At 67.8% G+C, this 14,583-nt stretch carries 15 protein-coding genes and 2 pseudogenes; 13 read left to right on the top strand and 4 right to left on the bottom strand.

Features of this window, described 5'->3' with window-relative positions; genetic code table 11:
- The 3 genes and pseudogenes from ABD104_RS04910 to ABD104_RS04900 all read left to right on the top strand — a co-directional run.
- Positions 1–128, top strand: a pseudogene (locus tag ABD104_RS04910) (S-(hydroxymethyl)glutathione dehydrogenase); the annotation flags it as partial.
- Positions 129–267: 139 nt separating this feature from the next.
- Complete coding sequence (locus ABD104_RS04905; protein ID WP_343927206.1) at positions 268–1,323, top strand: aromatic ring-hydroxylating dioxygenase subunit alpha; 1,056 nt, start codon at positions 268–270, stop codon at positions 1,321–1,323.
- Positions 1,324–1,377: 54 nt separating this feature from the next.
- The gene (locus ABD104_RS04900) at positions 1,378–2,382 is read left to right on the top strand and encodes a tripartite tricarboxylate transporter substrate binding protein (protein ID WP_087841290.1); all 1,005 of its coding nucleotides are present in this window, start codon (positions 1,378–1,380) and stop codon (positions 2,380–2,382) included.
- Between the two features lie 23 nt (positions 2,383–2,405).
- On the opposite strand, the gene ABD104_RS04895 is transcribed toward ABD104_RS04900, so the two are convergent.
- Positions 2,406–2,945, bottom strand: a complete 540-nt coding sequence (locus tag ABD104_RS04895; RefSeq protein WP_087841291.1) for a MarR family winged helix-turn-helix transcriptional regulator — start codon at positions 2,943–2,945, stop codon at positions 2,406–2,408.
- 143 nt (positions 2,946–3,088) lie between these two features.
- Here ABD104_RS04895 and ABD104_RS04890 point away from each other — a divergent pair, with 143 nt between their 5' ends.
- From ABD104_RS04890 to ABD104_RS04880, 3 genes are read left to right on the top strand one after another with little or no spacing between them, the layout of a single operon-like run.
- Complete coding sequence (locus ABD104_RS04890; protein ID WP_087841292.1) at positions 3,089–3,451, top strand: protocatechuate 3,4-dioxygenase; 363 nt, start codon at positions 3,089–3,091, stop codon at positions 3,449–3,451.
- 1 nt (position 3,452) lies between these two features.
- The gene (locus ABD104_RS04885; protein WP_087841293.1) at positions 3,453–4,292 is read left to right on the top strand and encodes a class III extradiol dioxygenase family protein; all 840 of its coding nucleotides are present in this window, start codon (positions 3,453–3,455) and stop codon (positions 4,290–4,292) included.
- Positions 4,289–5,464, top strand: a complete 1,176-nt coding sequence (locus ABD104_RS04880) for a 4-hydroxybenzoate 3-monooxygenase (RefSeq protein ID WP_343927205.1) — start codon at positions 4,289–4,291, stop codon at positions 5,462–5,464. Before ABD104_RS04885 ends, ABD104_RS04880 begins: the two co-directional genes overlap by 4 nt.
- On the opposite strand, the gene ABD104_RS04875 is transcribed toward ABD104_RS04880, so the two are convergent.
- Complete coding sequence (locus tag ABD104_RS04875) at positions 5,461–6,465, bottom strand: GlxA family transcriptional regulator (RefSeq protein ID WP_087841295.1); 1,005 nt, start codon at positions 6,463–6,465, stop codon at positions 5,461–5,463. The genes ABD104_RS04880 and ABD104_RS04875 overlap by 4 nt on opposite strands.
- Positions 6,466–6,554: 89 nt before the next feature.
- Here ABD104_RS04875 and ABD104_RS04870 point away from each other — a divergent pair, with 89 nt between their 5' ends.
- Positions 6,555–7,724 (top strand): zinc-dependent alcohol dehydrogenase, encoded by a 1,170-nt coding sequence (locus tag ABD104_RS04870; RefSeq protein WP_087841296.1) that lies wholly within the window; start codon positions 6,555–6,557, stop codon positions 7,722–7,724.
- A 10-nt stretch (positions 7,725–7,734) separates the two neighbouring features.
- Here ABD104_RS04870 and ABD104_RS04865 read toward each other — a convergent pair whose 3' ends face one another.
- Complete coding sequence (locus ABD104_RS04865) at positions 7,735–9,435, bottom strand: amidohydrolase (protein WP_343927204.1); 1,701 nt, start codon at positions 9,433–9,435, stop codon at positions 7,735–7,737.
- A gap of 151 nt (positions 9,436–9,586) precedes the next feature.
- Here ABD104_RS04865 and ABD104_RS04860 point away from each other — a divergent pair.
- Positions 9,587–9,804, top strand: a pseudogene (locus ABD104_RS04860) (DUF3820 family protein).
- Here ABD104_RS04860 and ABD104_RS04855 read toward each other — a convergent pair.
- The gene (locus ABD104_RS04855) at positions 9,796–10,503 is read right to left on the bottom strand and encodes a GntR family transcriptional regulator (protein ID WP_176400844.1); all 708 of its coding nucleotides are present in this window, start codon (positions 10,501–10,503) and stop codon (positions 9,796–9,798) included. The pseudogene ABD104_RS04860 and the gene ABD104_RS04855 sit on opposite strands and share 9 nt — an antisense overlap.
- 197 nt (positions 10,504–10,700) lie before the next feature.
- Here ABD104_RS04855 and ABD104_RS04850 point away from each other — a divergent pair, with 197 nt between their 5' ends.
- From ABD104_RS04850 to ABD104_RS04830, 5 genes are read left to right on the top strand one after another with little or no spacing between them, the layout of a single operon-like run.
- A complete protein-coding gene (locus ABD104_RS04850; RefSeq protein WP_343927203.1) occupies positions 10,701–11,681 on the top strand; it encodes a Bug family tripartite tricarboxylate transporter substrate binding protein in 981 nt (326 codons plus the stop codon).
- 14 nt (positions 11,682–11,695) lie between these two features.
- Positions 11,696–12,310, top strand: coding sequence for an RraA family protein (locus ABD104_RS04845; protein ID WP_165963232.1), 615 nt, complete (start codon positions 11,696–11,698; stop codon positions 12,308–12,310).
- A gap of 32 nt (positions 12,311–12,342) precedes the next feature.
- A complete protein-coding gene (locus ABD104_RS04840) occupies positions 12,343–13,590 on the top strand; it encodes a 3-isopropylmalate dehydratase large subunit (protein ID WP_176400845.1) in 1,248 nt (415 codons plus the stop codon).
- Between the two features lie 13 nt (positions 13,591–13,603).
- Positions 13,604–14,143 carry a 3-isopropylmalate dehydratase small subunit gene (locus tag ABD104_RS04835; RefSeq protein ID WP_087841302.1) on the top strand — a complete coding sequence of 180 codons (540 nt, stop codon included), beginning with the start codon at positions 13,604–13,606 and terminating at the stop codon, positions 14,141–14,143.
- Between the two features lie 31 nt (positions 14,144–14,174).
- Positions 14,175–14,567 carry a RidA family protein gene (locus ABD104_RS04830; RefSeq protein ID WP_087841303.1) on the top strand — a complete coding sequence of 131 codons (393 nt, stop codon included), beginning with the start codon at positions 14,175–14,177 and terminating at the stop codon, positions 14,565–14,567.
- The last annotated feature ends 16 nt before the right edge of the window (positions 14,568–14,583 follow it).

Here is a 14,583-nt window from a genome sequence, read left to right as displayed (position 1 = left end):
ACTGGTACATGGACGGCAAGATCAAGATCGACGAGCTCATCACCCACACCCTGCCCCTCGAACGCATCAACGAGGGATTCGACCTCATGAAGAGCGGACAGTCGATACGCTCGGTCGTGCTGTACTGACCCAGGCCCTCGGCCCGGCGCGGCGACGGGCGGGAAAACCCCCGCCCGTCGTTGTATAGAACAATTCACTTCCCCGCCGATAGAGTCTCCCGCATCGAAGCCGCCACGCCGTGGCGGTCCGGTTCAAGGAGATTCGTCCGTGGAGCACGTCGTTCGCAATGCCTGGTACGTACTGGGCTGGACCGCAGAAATCGGCACCGGGCCCTTCGCCCGGCGGGTACTGGGCGAACCCGTCGTGGCCTTCCGCCGGCGCGACGGCCGGCTCGCCGCCCTGCTGGACCGCTGCGCGCACCGCCTCGTCCCCCTGTCGCTGGGCAGCGTGGTGGACGACACGCTGCAATGCGGCTATCACGGCCTGCGCTATGACGGCACCGGAGCTTGCGTGCACGTCCCGGGCCAGGAGAACGTGCCGCCCGCCGCGCGGGTCCGCAGTTTTCCCATCACGGAAAGATACGGCGCCGCCTGGATCTGGATGGGAGACGCGCAACGCGCCGACCCCCGGCTCATCCCCGTCATCGAGCGCTATGGCACGCCGGGCTGGACGGTCATCCGGGGCGAGCCCCAATACCATCGCTCGCACTACCTGAACATCGTCGAGAACCTCCAGGACCCCGCGCACACGACCTACGTCCATCCAGGCACCATCGGCAATCCGGCATCGAGCGACATACTTCCCGTCATCGAGGAAAGCGAGGGCCACATCGTGACCTACCGCTGGACACTCGATGCCGAGCCGCCCCCTCTCGACCGCAGGAACGCCAGCTTCAGCGGACCGGCCGATCGCTGCCAGTACTACCACTTCTTCCCGCCCTGCACCTCGCGCGTGGACGTGGTGACGATGCAGGCCGGCCAGGAACACACGGAAGCCAACATGGACCGCGGCCTGCGCGCGTTCAGCTACAAGTTCCTGACGCCCGAAACGGATGCGGCCACGCATTTCTTCTGGCTGCACGTGCGCAACTTCGGCGTGGACGACAAGGAACTCGACCAGCGCTTGATACGCGACATGGGCCGCACCTTCGAAGAAGACAACGTCATCGTGTCCGCCATGCAGCGCGAACAGGATGCCACCGGCGTGCGGCAGCTGGCGTGGCTGCGCATCGACGCGGGCCCCAGCCGTGCCCGCCGCATGATCGAGAAGATGGCAGCCGCCGACTCGGCGGCCGCCGCCCCGGCCACTTCGACGGCGTCCTGACGCCAGCCCATCCCCTGCCCGTCCACCCGCTTGCGTGCCGCCAAGGAGGCCACCATGTCCCACCGTCCGCACCCTCGTTTCCTTCGTGCCTCGTCACTGCTGGCGGGCCTGGCGCTCGCCCTGGCGGCGACGCAGGCCTGTGCCGGCGCCGCCGACGGCTATCCCAGCCGGCCCATCCGCTTCATCGTCCCCTTCACGCCCGGCGGACTGACCGACAAGCTGGCGCGCAGCGTGGCGCACGACCTGCAGGAGGCCTGGCAGCAGCCGGTCATCGTCGAGAACAAGCCCGGCGCGGGAGGCACCATAGGCGCCGACCTGGTGGCCAAGGCGCCGGCCGACGGCTACACGATCCTGCTGGGCACCCATGCGACCCACGCCATCAACGTCACCCTGCTCGCCAACCTGCCCTACGACGCGGTGCGCGACTTCGAGCCCGTCAGCCTGCTGGCGACGGTGCCCAATGTCCTCATGGTGCATCCCTCGGTGCCGGCGCACAGCGTGCAGGAACTGATACAGCTGGCCAGGCGCAAGCCCGGTTCGCTCAACTTCGTCTCCCAGGGCATCGGCACCTCCGGGCACATGTCGGGCGACCTGTTCAAGTCGCTGGCGGGCATAGACATGGTCCACATCCCCGCGCGCGGTCCGGCGCAGGCGGTCAGCGACGTCATGGGCGGCCATGCCGACATCCTGTTCGACTCGGTCGCCATCGGCATGCCCATCGTGCGCTCGGGCAAGCTGCGGGCGCTGGCCGTGACCAGCCGCGAACGCTCGCCCGCCGCGCCCGAACTGCCGACCATGATCGAGGCCGGCGTGCCCGACTACGAGATCGTGCTGTGGTTCTCGGTGTTCGCGCCCAAGGGCACGCCGGCCGACATCGTGCTCAAGCTGAACCAGGAAATCGCGCGCGCCATGGGCAAGCCCGCCACGCGGGCCGCATTCGTGCAGGACGGCCTCACGGTCTCGGCTTCGTCGCCGGAGCAGCTGGGCCGCTTCCAGCAGGCCGAGATCGCGAAGTGGGCACGCCTGATCAAGGCGTCGGGCGCGACGTCGAACAATTGACGCCGGCGCGCGGGAACATCCGCCTACCAGATGTCCGCCAGGTCCGGCCTGGACGAAGCCAACTGGCGGCTCCCGCCGTTGCGGCGGTCGGCCTTTTCCTTCAGCGGATAGTCCTGGTTGAGCCGCGTGGCCGTGTCGGTCAGGACGTCCAGCATGCCATCGAGCGCCTGGATTGCCTCCGGTGGCAGCGCCTTGAGGATACGGCCGTTGATGTCGGCGGTGATGGGAAAAAGTTCGGCATGCAGGGCCCTGCCCTTGTCGGTCAGTTCGATGGCGACGCGATGCCTGTCGCTGCTGCGGCCGATCCGCGACACCAGCCCCTTGGCGACCAGGTCGCTGATGGCGCGGGACACCAGGGGCCGGTCGGTATGCGCGCGCTCGGCCAGTTCGGAAGGCGCCATCGTGCCGTAGTCGGCCAGCATCGCGATCAGGCGCCATTCCCGCCGGCTGATGCCGTAGCGGCCCTCGCACAACCGAATCACCAGCGCCCCGCTGACCGACAGCAGCCTGGCGATCCGGTAATTCAGGAGTTCCTCGCAATTGGCGGGCTGCTCGAAGGACATGGCCGCTCCTGCGCCGACGGCGGTTGATTAGAACAATCAAGGACATGAAAGCTAGAGTCATTCTCCACAAAAAGCACAGCAGCCGCAACGCCGCGCGCCGGCGCGGCCCTGGCCGTTTTCCCTCTACCCAAGGAGCATCGCCCATGGCACTTCCCCAACGCGACCGGACACGGCCGATCGCCGACTCGCACGTCTTCGACCTGCGGCTTTCATGGAAGGGATACCGCATCAACAAGCTTTGCAACTCGCTCAGCGAAGCCGCCAACCGCGATGCCTACCGGGCGGATGAAGAGGCGTACATGACGCGCTTCGGCCTGTCCGACGAGCAGAAGGCGCTGATACGTGCGCGCGATTTCACCGGCCTGCTCGACGCCGGCGCCAACATCTATTTCCTGCTCAAGCTGGGCGTGGTCACCGGCAACGGCCTGTATGTCATGGGCGCGCGGATGCGCGGGGAAAGCTACGAGGACTTCCTGGCCACCCGCAACGACAAGGGAGCGGTCTGACATGGGACGCATCATCGCAGGCATAGGCACCTCTCACGTGCCCTCCATCGGCGCGGCCTACGACCGCGGCAAGCAGGCCACGCCGGCCTGGCGTCCCCTGTTCGACGCCTATGTCCCGGTGCGCGAGTGGCTGGAGGAACTCAAGCCCGACGTGGCCATCATGGTCTACAACGACCACGGCGCCGACTTCTTCTTCGACAAGTATCCCACCTTCGCCGTGGGCGCGGCCGACCGCTACGACATCGCCGACGAAGGCTTCGGCGTGCGCCCGCTCCCGCCCATAGACGGCCACCTGGAATTCTCGCAGCACCTGTGCGAATCGCTGGTCTACGACGAATTCGACCTGACGGTGTGCCAGGAAATGCGGGTCGAGCACGGCTTCCTGGTGCCCATGCACCTGTGCTTCGAGCACACCCCCGGGTGGAACGTGGCGGCCGTGCCGCTGGCCGTCAATGTCCTGCAGCATCCGCTACCCACCGCGCGCCGATGCTACCGGCTCGGACAGGCCATACGGCGGGCCGTGGAGTCCTATCCCGGCGACCTGCGCGTCGTCATCCTGGGCACCGGCGGCATGTCCCATCAATTGACGGGCCCGCACTTCGGCAGGATGGACAAGGACTGGGACCAGGACTTCCTGGACCGGATCGAACACGACCCCGGCAGCCTGTGCGAGCTGACCCACCAGACGCTGATGGAACGCCATGGCGCCGAAGGCATCGAGCTGATCATGTGGCTGGTCATGCGCGGCGCGCTGTCGAACCAGGCGCGGCGCGTGCATCGCAACTACTACGCTCCCATGACCACCGGCATGGGACTGATCACCCTCGAGGAGCCGGCATGATCGAACGCACCCAGGTCGGCATCGTCGGCGCCGGCCCCGCAGGACTCCTGCTCTCCCACCTGTTGCATCGGGAAGGCATCGAGTCCATCGTGTTCGACAACCGCAGCCGCGAGCACGTGCAGGGGCGCCTGCGGGCCGGCGTGCTGGAACAAGGAACCGTCGACCTCTTGGCGCAGGTCGGACTGGGCGAGCGCATGCGGCGCCTGGGCATGCCGCAGACCAGCCTGGACTTCCGCTACGCCCGGGCCTCGCACCGCATAGATTTCGCGCAGGAAATCGGCCGCACGGTCATGGTCTATCCCCAGCACGAAGTGGTGCACGACCTGATCGAGGCACGGCTGGCCGCTGGCGGCGACCTGCGCTTCGACACCCCGGTCACCGCCATCCGGGACCTGGAAGGCCCCGCCCCCACGATCCTGGCCGGCCCCGAAGGCAGGCCGGTGCGCTGCGACTTCATCGCCGGCTGCGACGGCTTTCACGGCATCTGCCGCGACGCCATTCCCGCCTCGGTGATGAAGACCTACGACCGCGTCTACCCCTTCGGCTGGCTGGGCATCCTGGCCGAGGTTCCGCCGGCCGCGCCGGACGTGACCTGGGGCTGCCACGAGACCGGCTTCGCCATGCTGAGCTTCCGCTCTCCCACGCGCAGCCGCCTCTACCTGCAATGCGAACCGGACGACGACCCGGACAACTGGTCCGACGACCGCATCTGGAGCGCGCTGCACGAACGCCTGGACGTTCCCGGCATGCCGCCGCTGATCGAAGGCCCCATCGTGCAAAAGGGCGTGACCGCCATGCGCAGTTTCCAGGTCGAGCCGCTGCGCCACGGCGCCCTGTTCCTGGCCGGCGACGCGGCGCACATCGTTCCGCCCACCGGCGCCAAGGGGCTGAACTCCGCCGTGGCCGACATCCGGGTACTGGGCCGCGCCTTGGTCGAGTATTACCGGCAAGGTTCGGCCCGGCTCCTGGACAGCTATTCGGAAACCTGCCTGCGGCGCATGTGGCTGGTGCATCGCTTCTCGGCGGGCCTGTGCACCATGGTGCACAGCTTTCCGGGGCAGAGCGACTTCGCCCGGCGCCTGCAGCGGGCCGACCTGGACTACATGACGGGATCCGAACCGGGCCGGCGGACCTTCTCGGAGAACTTCACCGGGTTGCCGATCGAGGCCTAGTCGCCCCTGCTGCCGCCCGCGCTGGCGAAACGCTCGCGATAGGCGCGGGGCGTCACGCCCAGGTGGCGCTGGAACACCTTGCGCAACTGGGCATCCGAGCCGAAGCCGGCCCGCGCGGCCACGGTCTTGAGCGGCAGGGCCGCGTCCTCGAGCAGCCGACGTACCAGGTCCACCCTGGCCGTCTCGACGAAGGCCTGCGGCGTGGTGCCGGTCTCGCGCACGAACACGCGCGTGAAATTGCGCACGCTCATGGCCGCATGAGCGGCCAGTTCCGGCACGGCCAGCGGCTGGTGCAGGTTGGACAGGATCCAGTCCTGGGTCTTGCGTATGCCCGGATGGCTGGTGGTCTGGCTATCCAGGTGCATGCTGAACTGCGATTGCCCGCCCGGGCGCTTCAGGTAGACCACCATGTCGCGCGCGACCTCCAGGGCGAGATCGCGGCCGCAATCCTCTTCCACCAGGGCCAGCGCCAGGTCTATGCCGGCCGTGACGCCGGCCGAGGTCCAGATGTTGCCCTGCCGGATATAGATCGCATCGGCCTGTACGTCGATACGCGGATAGCGCTGCTGGAGCAGGCGCGACACGCTCCAGTGCGTGGTGGCGCGCCGGCCGTCCAGCAGGCCTGCTTCAGCAAGAAAGAAACTGCCCGAGCACAGGGCGGCCAACCGCGCGATGCGGGGCGCGACCGCCGCCGCCCAGTCGACGATGGCCGACGAATGCCGCATGGCTTCCTGGATGTTGCGCGCCCCCACCAGGATGGCGGTATCGGGCAGATCGCGGCTGTCCAGTCCCTTGCCGGCGTGCAGCGACATCAGGGTGTCCGACTGCACCGCCCCCGGTTGCGGCGCGGCGATCTCGACCTGATAGGCCGGCGGCAGGTCGCGCTTGCGCAGGTGCACGTTGGCGTAGTCGAACACGCACAGCGGACCGATGGCCTCCAGCGACTTGAACCCGGGATAGACGACGATATCGATGCGGCGGACGCGGAAATGGCTGCTCATGCGTGGATTTTAGTGCGCGACGCGCGCGGCACGGCGCTTGCTGCGTGCCCGGGCCCGCGCAACCGGCGCGTATGACGAAGGAGAACGTCATGAAAGCACTGTGCTGGCATGGCAAGAAGGACATCCGGTACGAGACCGTGCCCGATCCCCGCATCGAGCAACCGGGCGATGCCATCGTCAAGGTCTCCGCCTGCGCCATCTGCGGCTCCGACCTGCACTTGTTCGACGGCTTCATCCCCGGCATGAAATCCGGCGACATCATGGGACACGAGTTCATGGGCGAAGTGGTCGAGGCGGGACCGGACACGCACGACCTGAAGGTGGGCGATCGCGTGGTCGTGCCCTTCACCATTGCCTGCGGCGCCTGCGAGCAATGCCGGCGCGGCAACTATTCGGTGTGTGAACGAACCAATCGCAACAAGGAGCTGGCCGACAAGGCCTTCGGCCATTCCACGGCGGGCCTGTTCGGCTACACCCACCTGACGGGCGGCTACGCCGGCGGGCAGGCCGAATACGTGCGCGTGCCGCACGCCGATTCCACCCACATCAAGGTGCCCGCCGGCCTGCCGGACGAACAGGTGCTGTTCCTGGGCGACATTCTTCCCACCGGCTGGCAGGCGGCGGCCCAGTGCGACATCCAGCCCACCGACACGGTCGCCATCTGGGGAGCCGGCCCGGTGGGACTGATGGCCATGCGCAGCGCCCAGCTGCAAGGCGCCCGCCAGGTGGTGGTCATCGATCACGTGCCCGAGCGCCTGGCCATGGTGGCCCAGGCCGGCGCCATCCCCATCGACTTCGACCAGGAAAGCGTGGTCGAACGCCTGCGCGACCTGACCGGCGGCAAGGGGCCGGAGAAGTGCATAGACGCGGTGGGCCTGGAATCGCACGCCGCCCGGTCGCTGGACGCCATGTACGACCGGGCCAAGCAGGCGGTGATGCTGGAAAGCGACCGCCCCCACGTGCTGCGGGAAATGATCTACGTCTGCCGCCCGGCCGGCGTGCTGTCCATTCCCGGCGTCTACGGCGGGCTCATCGACAAGATTCCGTTCGGCGCCTCGATGAACAAGGGACTGACCTGGCGCATGGGCCAGACCCACGTCCAGCGCTGGAGCCAGGCCCTGCTCGAACTCATCGCCGAGGGCCGGATCGACCCCTCTTTCGTCATCACCCACAGCGAGGCGCTGGAGGACGGGCCGGACATGTACGAAATCTTCCGCGACAAGGAGGACGGCTGCGTGAAGGTGGTCCTGAAACCGTGACCACCCCGCTTCAGAACGACTCGGCCCGGTACACCTGCCTGCCGCCCACGTAGGTCGCCAGCGCCTTCAACCGCTGCACCTCGGCCGCCGGGATGCTGAGATAGTCGGCCGACAGCACGACGAAGTCGGCCAGCTTGCCGGGTTCGATCGACCCCTTGATGTCCTGTTCGTCGGTCAGGCGCGCGTTGTTGATCGTCATCAGCCTGAGCACGGCGTCGCGCGAAGGCACGGCCTGGTCGGCGCCGTAGACGCCGTCGGAGATCGTGTCCCGCGTCAGGAAGTGGTACATGGCCCAGAACGGATTGACCGGAATCACCGGCGAATCGGTGCCACCCGCCAGCATGAAGCCCTGCTCCATGTAGGTCTTGAGCGGCGTGGCCTGCGAGGCGCGGTCCATGCCCCAATACCGCCTGAGCACGGGCGCGGCCAGATAGAGATGGTCCTGCACCGACATCCTGAGATTCATCGCCCGGATGCGCGGATACTGGTCGGGGCGGGTGATGAAGGCGTGCTCGATGGTCCAGCCCTGCGCGCGGATGTCGCGCTGGACATGGGCCCGTTCGTAGCCTTGCAGCACCTCGTCCACGGCGGCATCGCCCACCGCGTGCACCGCCACGCGCCAGCCGGCCTGGTTGATGCCGGCCACGTATTCGTTGAACGTCGCCTGCGGAATGGTCTGCAAGCCGTAGTAGGTGCCACCCTTGCCCATCTCCCCTTCGTAGGGCCGGGTCATGTAGCCGCCCTCGAATCCGCCGTCCACGCTGATCTTGATGCCCCAGACCTTGACCCACTCGTCGCCTTCCCCCTGCCGGATGCCGGCCCCGACGATACTGGACCGGAAATCGGCCAGGTCCTTCGGGCGGAACAGAATGCTGTAGCGGACCGTGGCCTTGCCGCTGTCGCGCAGTTGCTGGAACTGGCGATACGCCGCCACGTTCGTGCCCGGTATCCGTATGCTGGTCAGGCCGTATTCGTTCAGCTTCTTCTGCTGTGCCTCGAGCACGGCCAGCGTCATCGGCGGCGGAGGCGGCAGCGGCGCGAGACGCTTGGCCGTATCGGTCAGCTCGCCGGTCAGCCGCCCGGCGGCGTTGCGCGGAATCGCGCCGCCCGGCGGCACCGGGGTCGCGGGCGTGATGCCGTACCTGGCCAGCGCCGTGTTGTTGAGGAAATAGCTGTGGCCGCCGCGCACCAGGATCACCGGCACGCCGGGCGCCGCTGCCTCCAGCTCGTCCGCGGTAGGCAGGCGCTGCTCCTTGAGTTGCGCTTCGTGCCAGTCGCTGTTGGACACCAGCACCTCGCCCGGCTTGGCGCCCTTGGCCGCCTCGGCCACCTTGGCGCACAGCTCGGCGATCGAACGCGTGGCGGACAGATCGATGCCGGGACCGCCGCCCACGGCGTGCAGATGGGAATCCGCCAGGCCCGGAACGACCGTGCGGCCGCGCAGGTCGATCACCTGCGTGGCGGGCCCCGCGTAGGCCATGATGCGCTCGTTCGCCCCCACCGCGACGAATCGCCCTTGGCGCACGGCGAAAGCCTGGACAATGGAAGAGCCGGCATCCACCGTGGCGACCTTGCCGTTGACGAAGACCGCATCCGCGGCCTCCGCCGGCGCTGCGCCGCCCGGTCCGCGTGCCGCGCATGCGGTCAACAGACCCACCGCCGCCGCCACGACCACGCCCCGTCCCCAAGTCCCGCCAACCATCGCTTCCATGGCCCGCCCTCCCTCGTCGTCGGAAGGCGCCAGTGTGATCCCGATAATCTTTAAATGTCAAATACTTATCCGCCATGGCGGCGCATGTCACAGAGCCCGCGCTTCGTGCACAATGCGGGCGTGGTCCACCAGGACACCCCCCCTCTCATTCATGAACCCCGAAGATCTGCAACGCCTGGTAACGGTCGCCATGCCCTACGCAAGTACAAGGACAGGCTGATCGCCGACCTGCCCGGTCCCTACCTGGCCTGGTTCGCCCGCAAGGGATTCCCGCCCGGCGAACTGGGGCGCCTGCTGGCGCTGATGCACGAAATCGATCACAACGGGCTGTCGCCGCTGCTGGCGCCGCTGCGCCAGCGGTCACGATGATGCGCGGCGACGCTTCTGGAACAGCTCGAGCGCATGCAATCCAACCGCGCGGGCACGCTGGTTCTGAAGCACGATGGCCGCCTGCGCGGCTTCGGGGTCGCGTTCGCGTATCGCGTCCAGAAGACGGTGGAACTCATCCACGCTTTCCGCCGGCCGGTTCGGATGATTCATCGATGACGCCCACAGGAAACCCAGGCGTGCATTGATCTTGCGAATGAAGGCCGCGAGCGGTTCGTTCCTGGCTCCCGCGACGAAGGCTTCGAACAATTGATGCTTGGTCGCGCGTATGCGCGGCACGTCGCGCGAAACCAATGCCTGCTCGAACTCGTCGATGCGCACGGCGAAGGCGTCCATCTGCTCGGGCGTGCCGCGCGTCGCGAAACATGCCGCCGCCAGTTTCTGCAGGGCCACCCGCACTTCGTGCAGCTCGTGGAATTGCGCTTCGTCGATCGCCCGCACGGCAGGCCCGCGATGCGGCGCCACTTCCAGCAAGCCTTCGCCGTCGAGTTGCCGGATGGCTTCGCGCATCGACGGGCGGCTGGCGGCAAAACGTTCACACAGCTCCCGTTCGGTCAGCTTGTCGCCCGGGAGATAGACCCCTTCGGTGATGGCATCGCGCAGGCGGTCGGCCAGTTGCTGCCGGGCCGGATCGCCGGCCGGCACGGCGGTCTCGTTCAAGGCAACGATTTTTTGGTCCATGGATCGGTCGCGGCAGGAATTTGCATTGTAGCGACGCAAAGGCAAGCCTATCGCGCCGGGCTTTTTTCTCGCCATCCACCTAAATTGTCTTACATTATTGAAAATAATGCCCGTTTCATGGCATATTTTCGCCAACAATAACAAAATTTGTCATACAAAAAGGCAAACCAGCCTTGCAACCCTCGAGGAGACACACCATGCCGCTGCAATCCCGGCTCCTGGCCACGGCGCTGGCCCTGGCCGCCGCCATCGCTTGCGCCCCCCAGGGCGCCAGCGCCCAGTCCTATCCGACCCGCCCCGTGCGCATCATCGTTCCGCATGGCGCCGGCTCGTCGCCCGACACCATCACGCGTCTCGTCGCGCAACGCCTGGGCGAGCGCCTCGGGCAGCCATTCGTGGTCGAGAACCGCGCCGGCGCCGGCGGGACCATAGGCCTGGGCGCCGCCGCCCGGACCCCCGCGGACGGCTACACGCTGACGGTGGGACACATCGGCACGCTCACCATCAATCCGAACGTCTACAGCAAGCTGCCTTACGACCCGGTCAAGGACTTCGCGCCCATCATGCTGTCGGCCCGCACGCCCCTGCTGATCGTCGTTTCCGCCGAGTCGCCCTACAAGTCGATCGCCGACGTCATCGCCGCCGCCAAGGCCGACCCCGGCAAGCTGACGTTCTCATCGGCCGGCAACGGCACTGCCTCGCACATGTCGGGGGAATATTTCAAGGCACTCGCGGGCATCTCCATCACCCACGTGCCGTTCAAGACGGCGCCCGAAGCCCTGACCGGCGTCGCCAGCGGCGCCGTCACCCTAACGTTCGGCGGACAGCCTCCGGCCTGGCCCATGGTCAAGGCCGGCAAGCTGCGGGCGCTGGCGCTCACCAGCGACCAACGGGTGGCGGAATTCCCCGACACGCCCGTGGTGGCCGAGACGCTGCCGGGCTACGAGATGTTCGACTGGAACGGCTTCATGGCGCCCGCGGGCACGCCTGTCGCCATCATCGACACGCTGCACACGGCCATCGCGGCCATTCTTGCCGAGCCGGGCGTGGTGCGCCAATTGCGCGGGCAGGGGCTCCTGCCCATGGCCAACACGCCCGAGCAGTTCGCCCGCTTCATCGATGCGGAGCGAGGCAAGTGGGCGCGCGTCGCCAAGGAAGTGAAGATCCAACTCGACTGAGGAAGGCCATGGGAATGAGCGTGGAACAACTCGCGAGCCTGCTGGCCGGCGCCTCCGCGGCCGCAGCCTATGAAGCCCTGGGCCGCCGCGGCGACCTGGACCCGGTCATCGGCACGCAAGTGCCGGGCACGGTCTGCATCGGCCCGGCATACACCGTGAGCGCACCACCGCACCGCAGCGGATCGGCGAACCAGGCGCTCGACCTGGCTCCGCCCGGTTCCGTACTGGTCATCGACACCGGCGGCGATCCGGATACTTGCGCGCTCGGCGGCACCGGTTCGCTGGCCGCGCAGATGCGGGGCATCGCCGGCTGCGTCACCAACGGCCGCGTGCGCGACCTGGCCGAGATCCGGGCATTGCGATTCCCGGTGTTCGCACGCGGCGGCACCGTGCGCAGCAGCCGCAAGGACGGAACGGCCGAACTCCAGGTCCCCGTGGCGATCGGCGGCCAGATCGTGCGCCCGGGCGATCTCGTCTGCGCCGATGATGACGGTGTCGTCGTCATCGGGCAGCAATATTTCGATATCTTCGCCGAACGCCTGGCCGCCCGCCTGGCCTTCGAACGCGATGCCGATGCGCGGGTTCGGGCCGGTATCCCGTACGCGCAGGCCGTCAGCGGCCGTCCGTGACCGGCCCCAAGCATGGAAGCTCCCACATGGGCATGACTCTCGTTGAAAAGATGCTGGCCCGCGCCAGCGGCAAGACTTCGGTCCGGCCGGGCGACATCGTGCTGCCCGAGCCGGAACTGGTCATCCTGCACGATGGCTATGTCGAAACCGCCTACAAGCAGTTGCACGACATCGGCTATCGCCGCGTCACGCATCCGGAGCGGGTGGTCTTCGTCACCGACCACCAGGTCGTCTACACCACTCCGGCCTCGATCCTGCGCGGTCGCGCCAATCGGCGCATTGCCGGGGAATGGCGCATCGGCCACTTCCACGATGCCGGCCAGGGCGGGCACGGCCACCTCTTTCCCATGGAAAACGGCCTGGTCAGGCCCGGCATGTTCCTCTTCGCCTACGACATGCACTGCACGAACTTCGGCGCCATCGGCGCATTCGCGATGCGCGCCGGGCCCAACGTGGTATCGGTGCTGGCCACGGGCACGACCTGGACCGTCGTGCCGCACACGCTGCGCGTCACGCTGGAAGGCCAGCCGCCGCCCGGCGTGCATCCCCGCGACGTCGGTTTCTGGCTGGCCCATCGGCTGGCCTCGGGAGAACTGGGTGTCGAATTCGACTATCGCGTGGTGGAGTTCGGCGGTTCGTACTGCGATCGCTTGCCGCTGTCGGGACGGGTCGCGCTGTGCAATACCTTGACCGAGATCGGCGTGCTCAACATCGTGTTTCCGCCCATGTCGCCGCTGGGCGCGCCCCGCGACGGCAGCTGGCTGGAAAGCGATGCCGACGCCCGCTTCGAACATACGCTCGCGCTGGACGTCTCGCGCCTGGCGCCGCAGGTGGCGCTGCCGGGCTCGCCCGATCGAGCGGTCCCGGTCGGGGATACCGTGGGTGTCGCGATCGATCAGGCCTACCTGGGATCCTGTGGATCGGGCATGTACGAGGACTTCCAGGCCGCCGCCGAGGTGCTTGCCGGCCACCGGGTGGCGAACGGGGTGCGCTTCATCGTCGTGCCGGGCACCGTCGAGACGGCCAAGCGCATGGCGCGCGACGGCCTGACCCAACGCTTCCTGGACGCCGGGGCCATCCTGCTCCCCCCCGGCTGCGGCCCCTGTGCCGGCGGCGCCGGCGGTCCCCTGGCTTCCGGGGAAGTGTCGATCTCGACCGCAGCCACCAATGGCCAGGGCCGCATGGGCGCGAAGGACGCCTATTGCTACCTGGGCAGCCCGCTTACCGTGGCGGCGTCCGCCATCGCCGGCCGGATCGCCGATCCGCGCCCGGCGCATTGAGGAGTTCCCATCGATGAACTGGATACAACGCGGCACCGCCCATGTGCTGGGCCATGACGTTCCCCACGACGGCGCGGTCATGGCGTTCGACATCGTGCTCTCGCGCAACACCAATCCCGGCGAACTGATCCCGCATCTCTTCGCCGAACTCGATCCGGGCCTGGCCGGCCGCATCCGTCCCGGCGACCTGATCGTCGCCGGCCGCAACTTCCTGGCCGGCAAGGCGCACAACACCGGCATCATCGCCATGAAGGCGCTGGGCCTGGGCATTCTGTGCGAGTCCATGTCGGTGCGCGCCTTCCAGGGCGTGGTGGCGCTGGCCGTGCCCGCGCTCGCGTCCTGCAGCGGCATTGTGGACGTGCTGTCCGACGGGGAAGAGATCGAAGTGGACTACGCCAACGGCACCGTCACGCGATGCGCCACCGGCCAGGTCCACCGCTACCCGCCGCTGGCACCCGAGATACGCGCCATGATCGGCAACGGCGGCATGCGCGGCGCCCTGCAGGCCCATCTGCGCGCGCATCCCGAACTCGGCCGGCCCTACGCGGAGTAGACTACGGGCCTTTCCTTCGAGGCCCGCCACCATGCCCTTGCAAGCCCACTACGCCAAGACGCTGCCCAAGCCACGCTTCCGCTACACCCCCTGCATCCAGGCCGGCCCCTATTACCAGCTGGCCGGCATGATCGCGCTCGATGCCCAGAGCGGCCAGCTGGAAAGCGGCGGCGTCGCCGCGGAAACGGACAAGATCATGCGCAACATGCTGGGCGCCCTGCCCGAATACGGACTGGCCCTGGACCAGCTCGTCATCGCGCGCATCTTCACCACCCGCTTCGACCAGTTCGCCGAGATCAACCGCGTCTGGGAAGGCTATTTCCCCGAAGGCACGACCCCGCCCGCGCGCACCGCCATGGGCGTCGTGGCCCTGCCGCTGAACGCCACGGTGGAAATCGAGTTCTGCTTCTACCGCGAGGCCTGATCCGCGGTTCGCGAAC

The organism is Pigmentiphaga daeguensis (genome assembly GCF_039523035.1).
Taxonomy (GTDB): domain Bacteria; phylum Pseudomonadota; class Gammaproteobacteria; order Burkholderiales; family Burkholderiaceae_B; genus Pigmentiphaga; species Pigmentiphaga daeguensis.
This window is presented reverse-complemented; position numbering and strand designations above follow the sequence as displayed.

Excerpts from the sequence above, each read along its gene's own strand:
- ABD104_RS04900 (WP_087841290.1), top strand. The coding sequence starts at position 1,378 with ATGTCCCACCGTCCGCACCCTCGTTTCCTTCGTGCCTCGTCACTGCTG.
- ABD104_RS04895 (WP_087841291.1), bottom strand. The coding sequence starts at position 2,945 with ATGTCCTTCGAGCAGCCCGCCAATTGCGAGGAACTCCTGAATTACCGG.
- ABD104_RS04890 (WP_087841292.1), top strand. The coding sequence starts at position 3,089 with ATGGCACTTCCCCAACGCGACCGGACACGGCCGATCGCCGACTCGCAC.
- ABD104_RS04885 (WP_087841293.1), top strand. The coding sequence starts at position 3,453 with ATGGGACGCATCATCGCAGGCATAGGCACCTCTCACGTGCCCTCCATC.
- ABD104_RS04880 (WP_343927205.1), top strand. The coding sequence starts at position 4,289 with ATGATCGAACGCACCCAGGTCGGCATCGTCGGCGCCGGCCCCGCAGGA.
- ABD104_RS04875 (WP_087841295.1), bottom strand. The coding sequence starts at position 6,465 with ATGAGCAGCCATTTCCGCGTCCGCCGCATCGATATCGTCGTCTATCCC.
- ABD104_RS04870 (WP_087841296.1), top strand. The coding sequence starts at position 6,555 with ATGAAAGCACTGTGCTGGCATGGCAAGAAGGACATCCGGTACGAGACC.
- ABD104_RS04865 (WP_343927204.1), bottom strand. The coding sequence starts at position 9,435 with ATGGAAGCGATGGTTGGCGGGACTTGGGGACGGGGCGTGGTCGTGGCG.
- ABD104_RS04855 (WP_176400844.1), bottom strand. The coding sequence starts at position 10,503 with ATGGACCAAAAAATCGTTGCCTTGAACGAGACCGCCGTGCCGGCCGGC.
- ABD104_RS04850 (WP_343927203.1), top strand. The coding sequence starts at position 10,701 with ATGCCGCTGCAATCCCGGCTCCTGGCCACGGCGCTGGCCCTGGCCGCC.
- ABD104_RS04845 (WP_165963232.1), top strand. The coding sequence starts at position 11,696 with ATGAGCGTGGAACAACTCGCGAGCCTGCTGGCCGGCGCCTCCGCGGCC.
- ABD104_RS04840 (WP_176400845.1), top strand. The coding sequence starts at position 12,343 with ATGACTCTCGTTGAAAAGATGCTGGCCCGCGCCAGCGGCAAGACTTCG.
- ABD104_RS04835 (WP_087841302.1), top strand. The coding sequence starts at position 13,604 with ATGAACTGGATACAACGCGGCACCGCCCATGTGCTGGGCCATGACGTT.
- ABD104_RS04830 (WP_087841303.1), top strand. The coding sequence starts at position 14,175 with ATGCCCTTGCAAGCCCACTACGCCAAGACGCTGCCCAAGCCACGCTTC.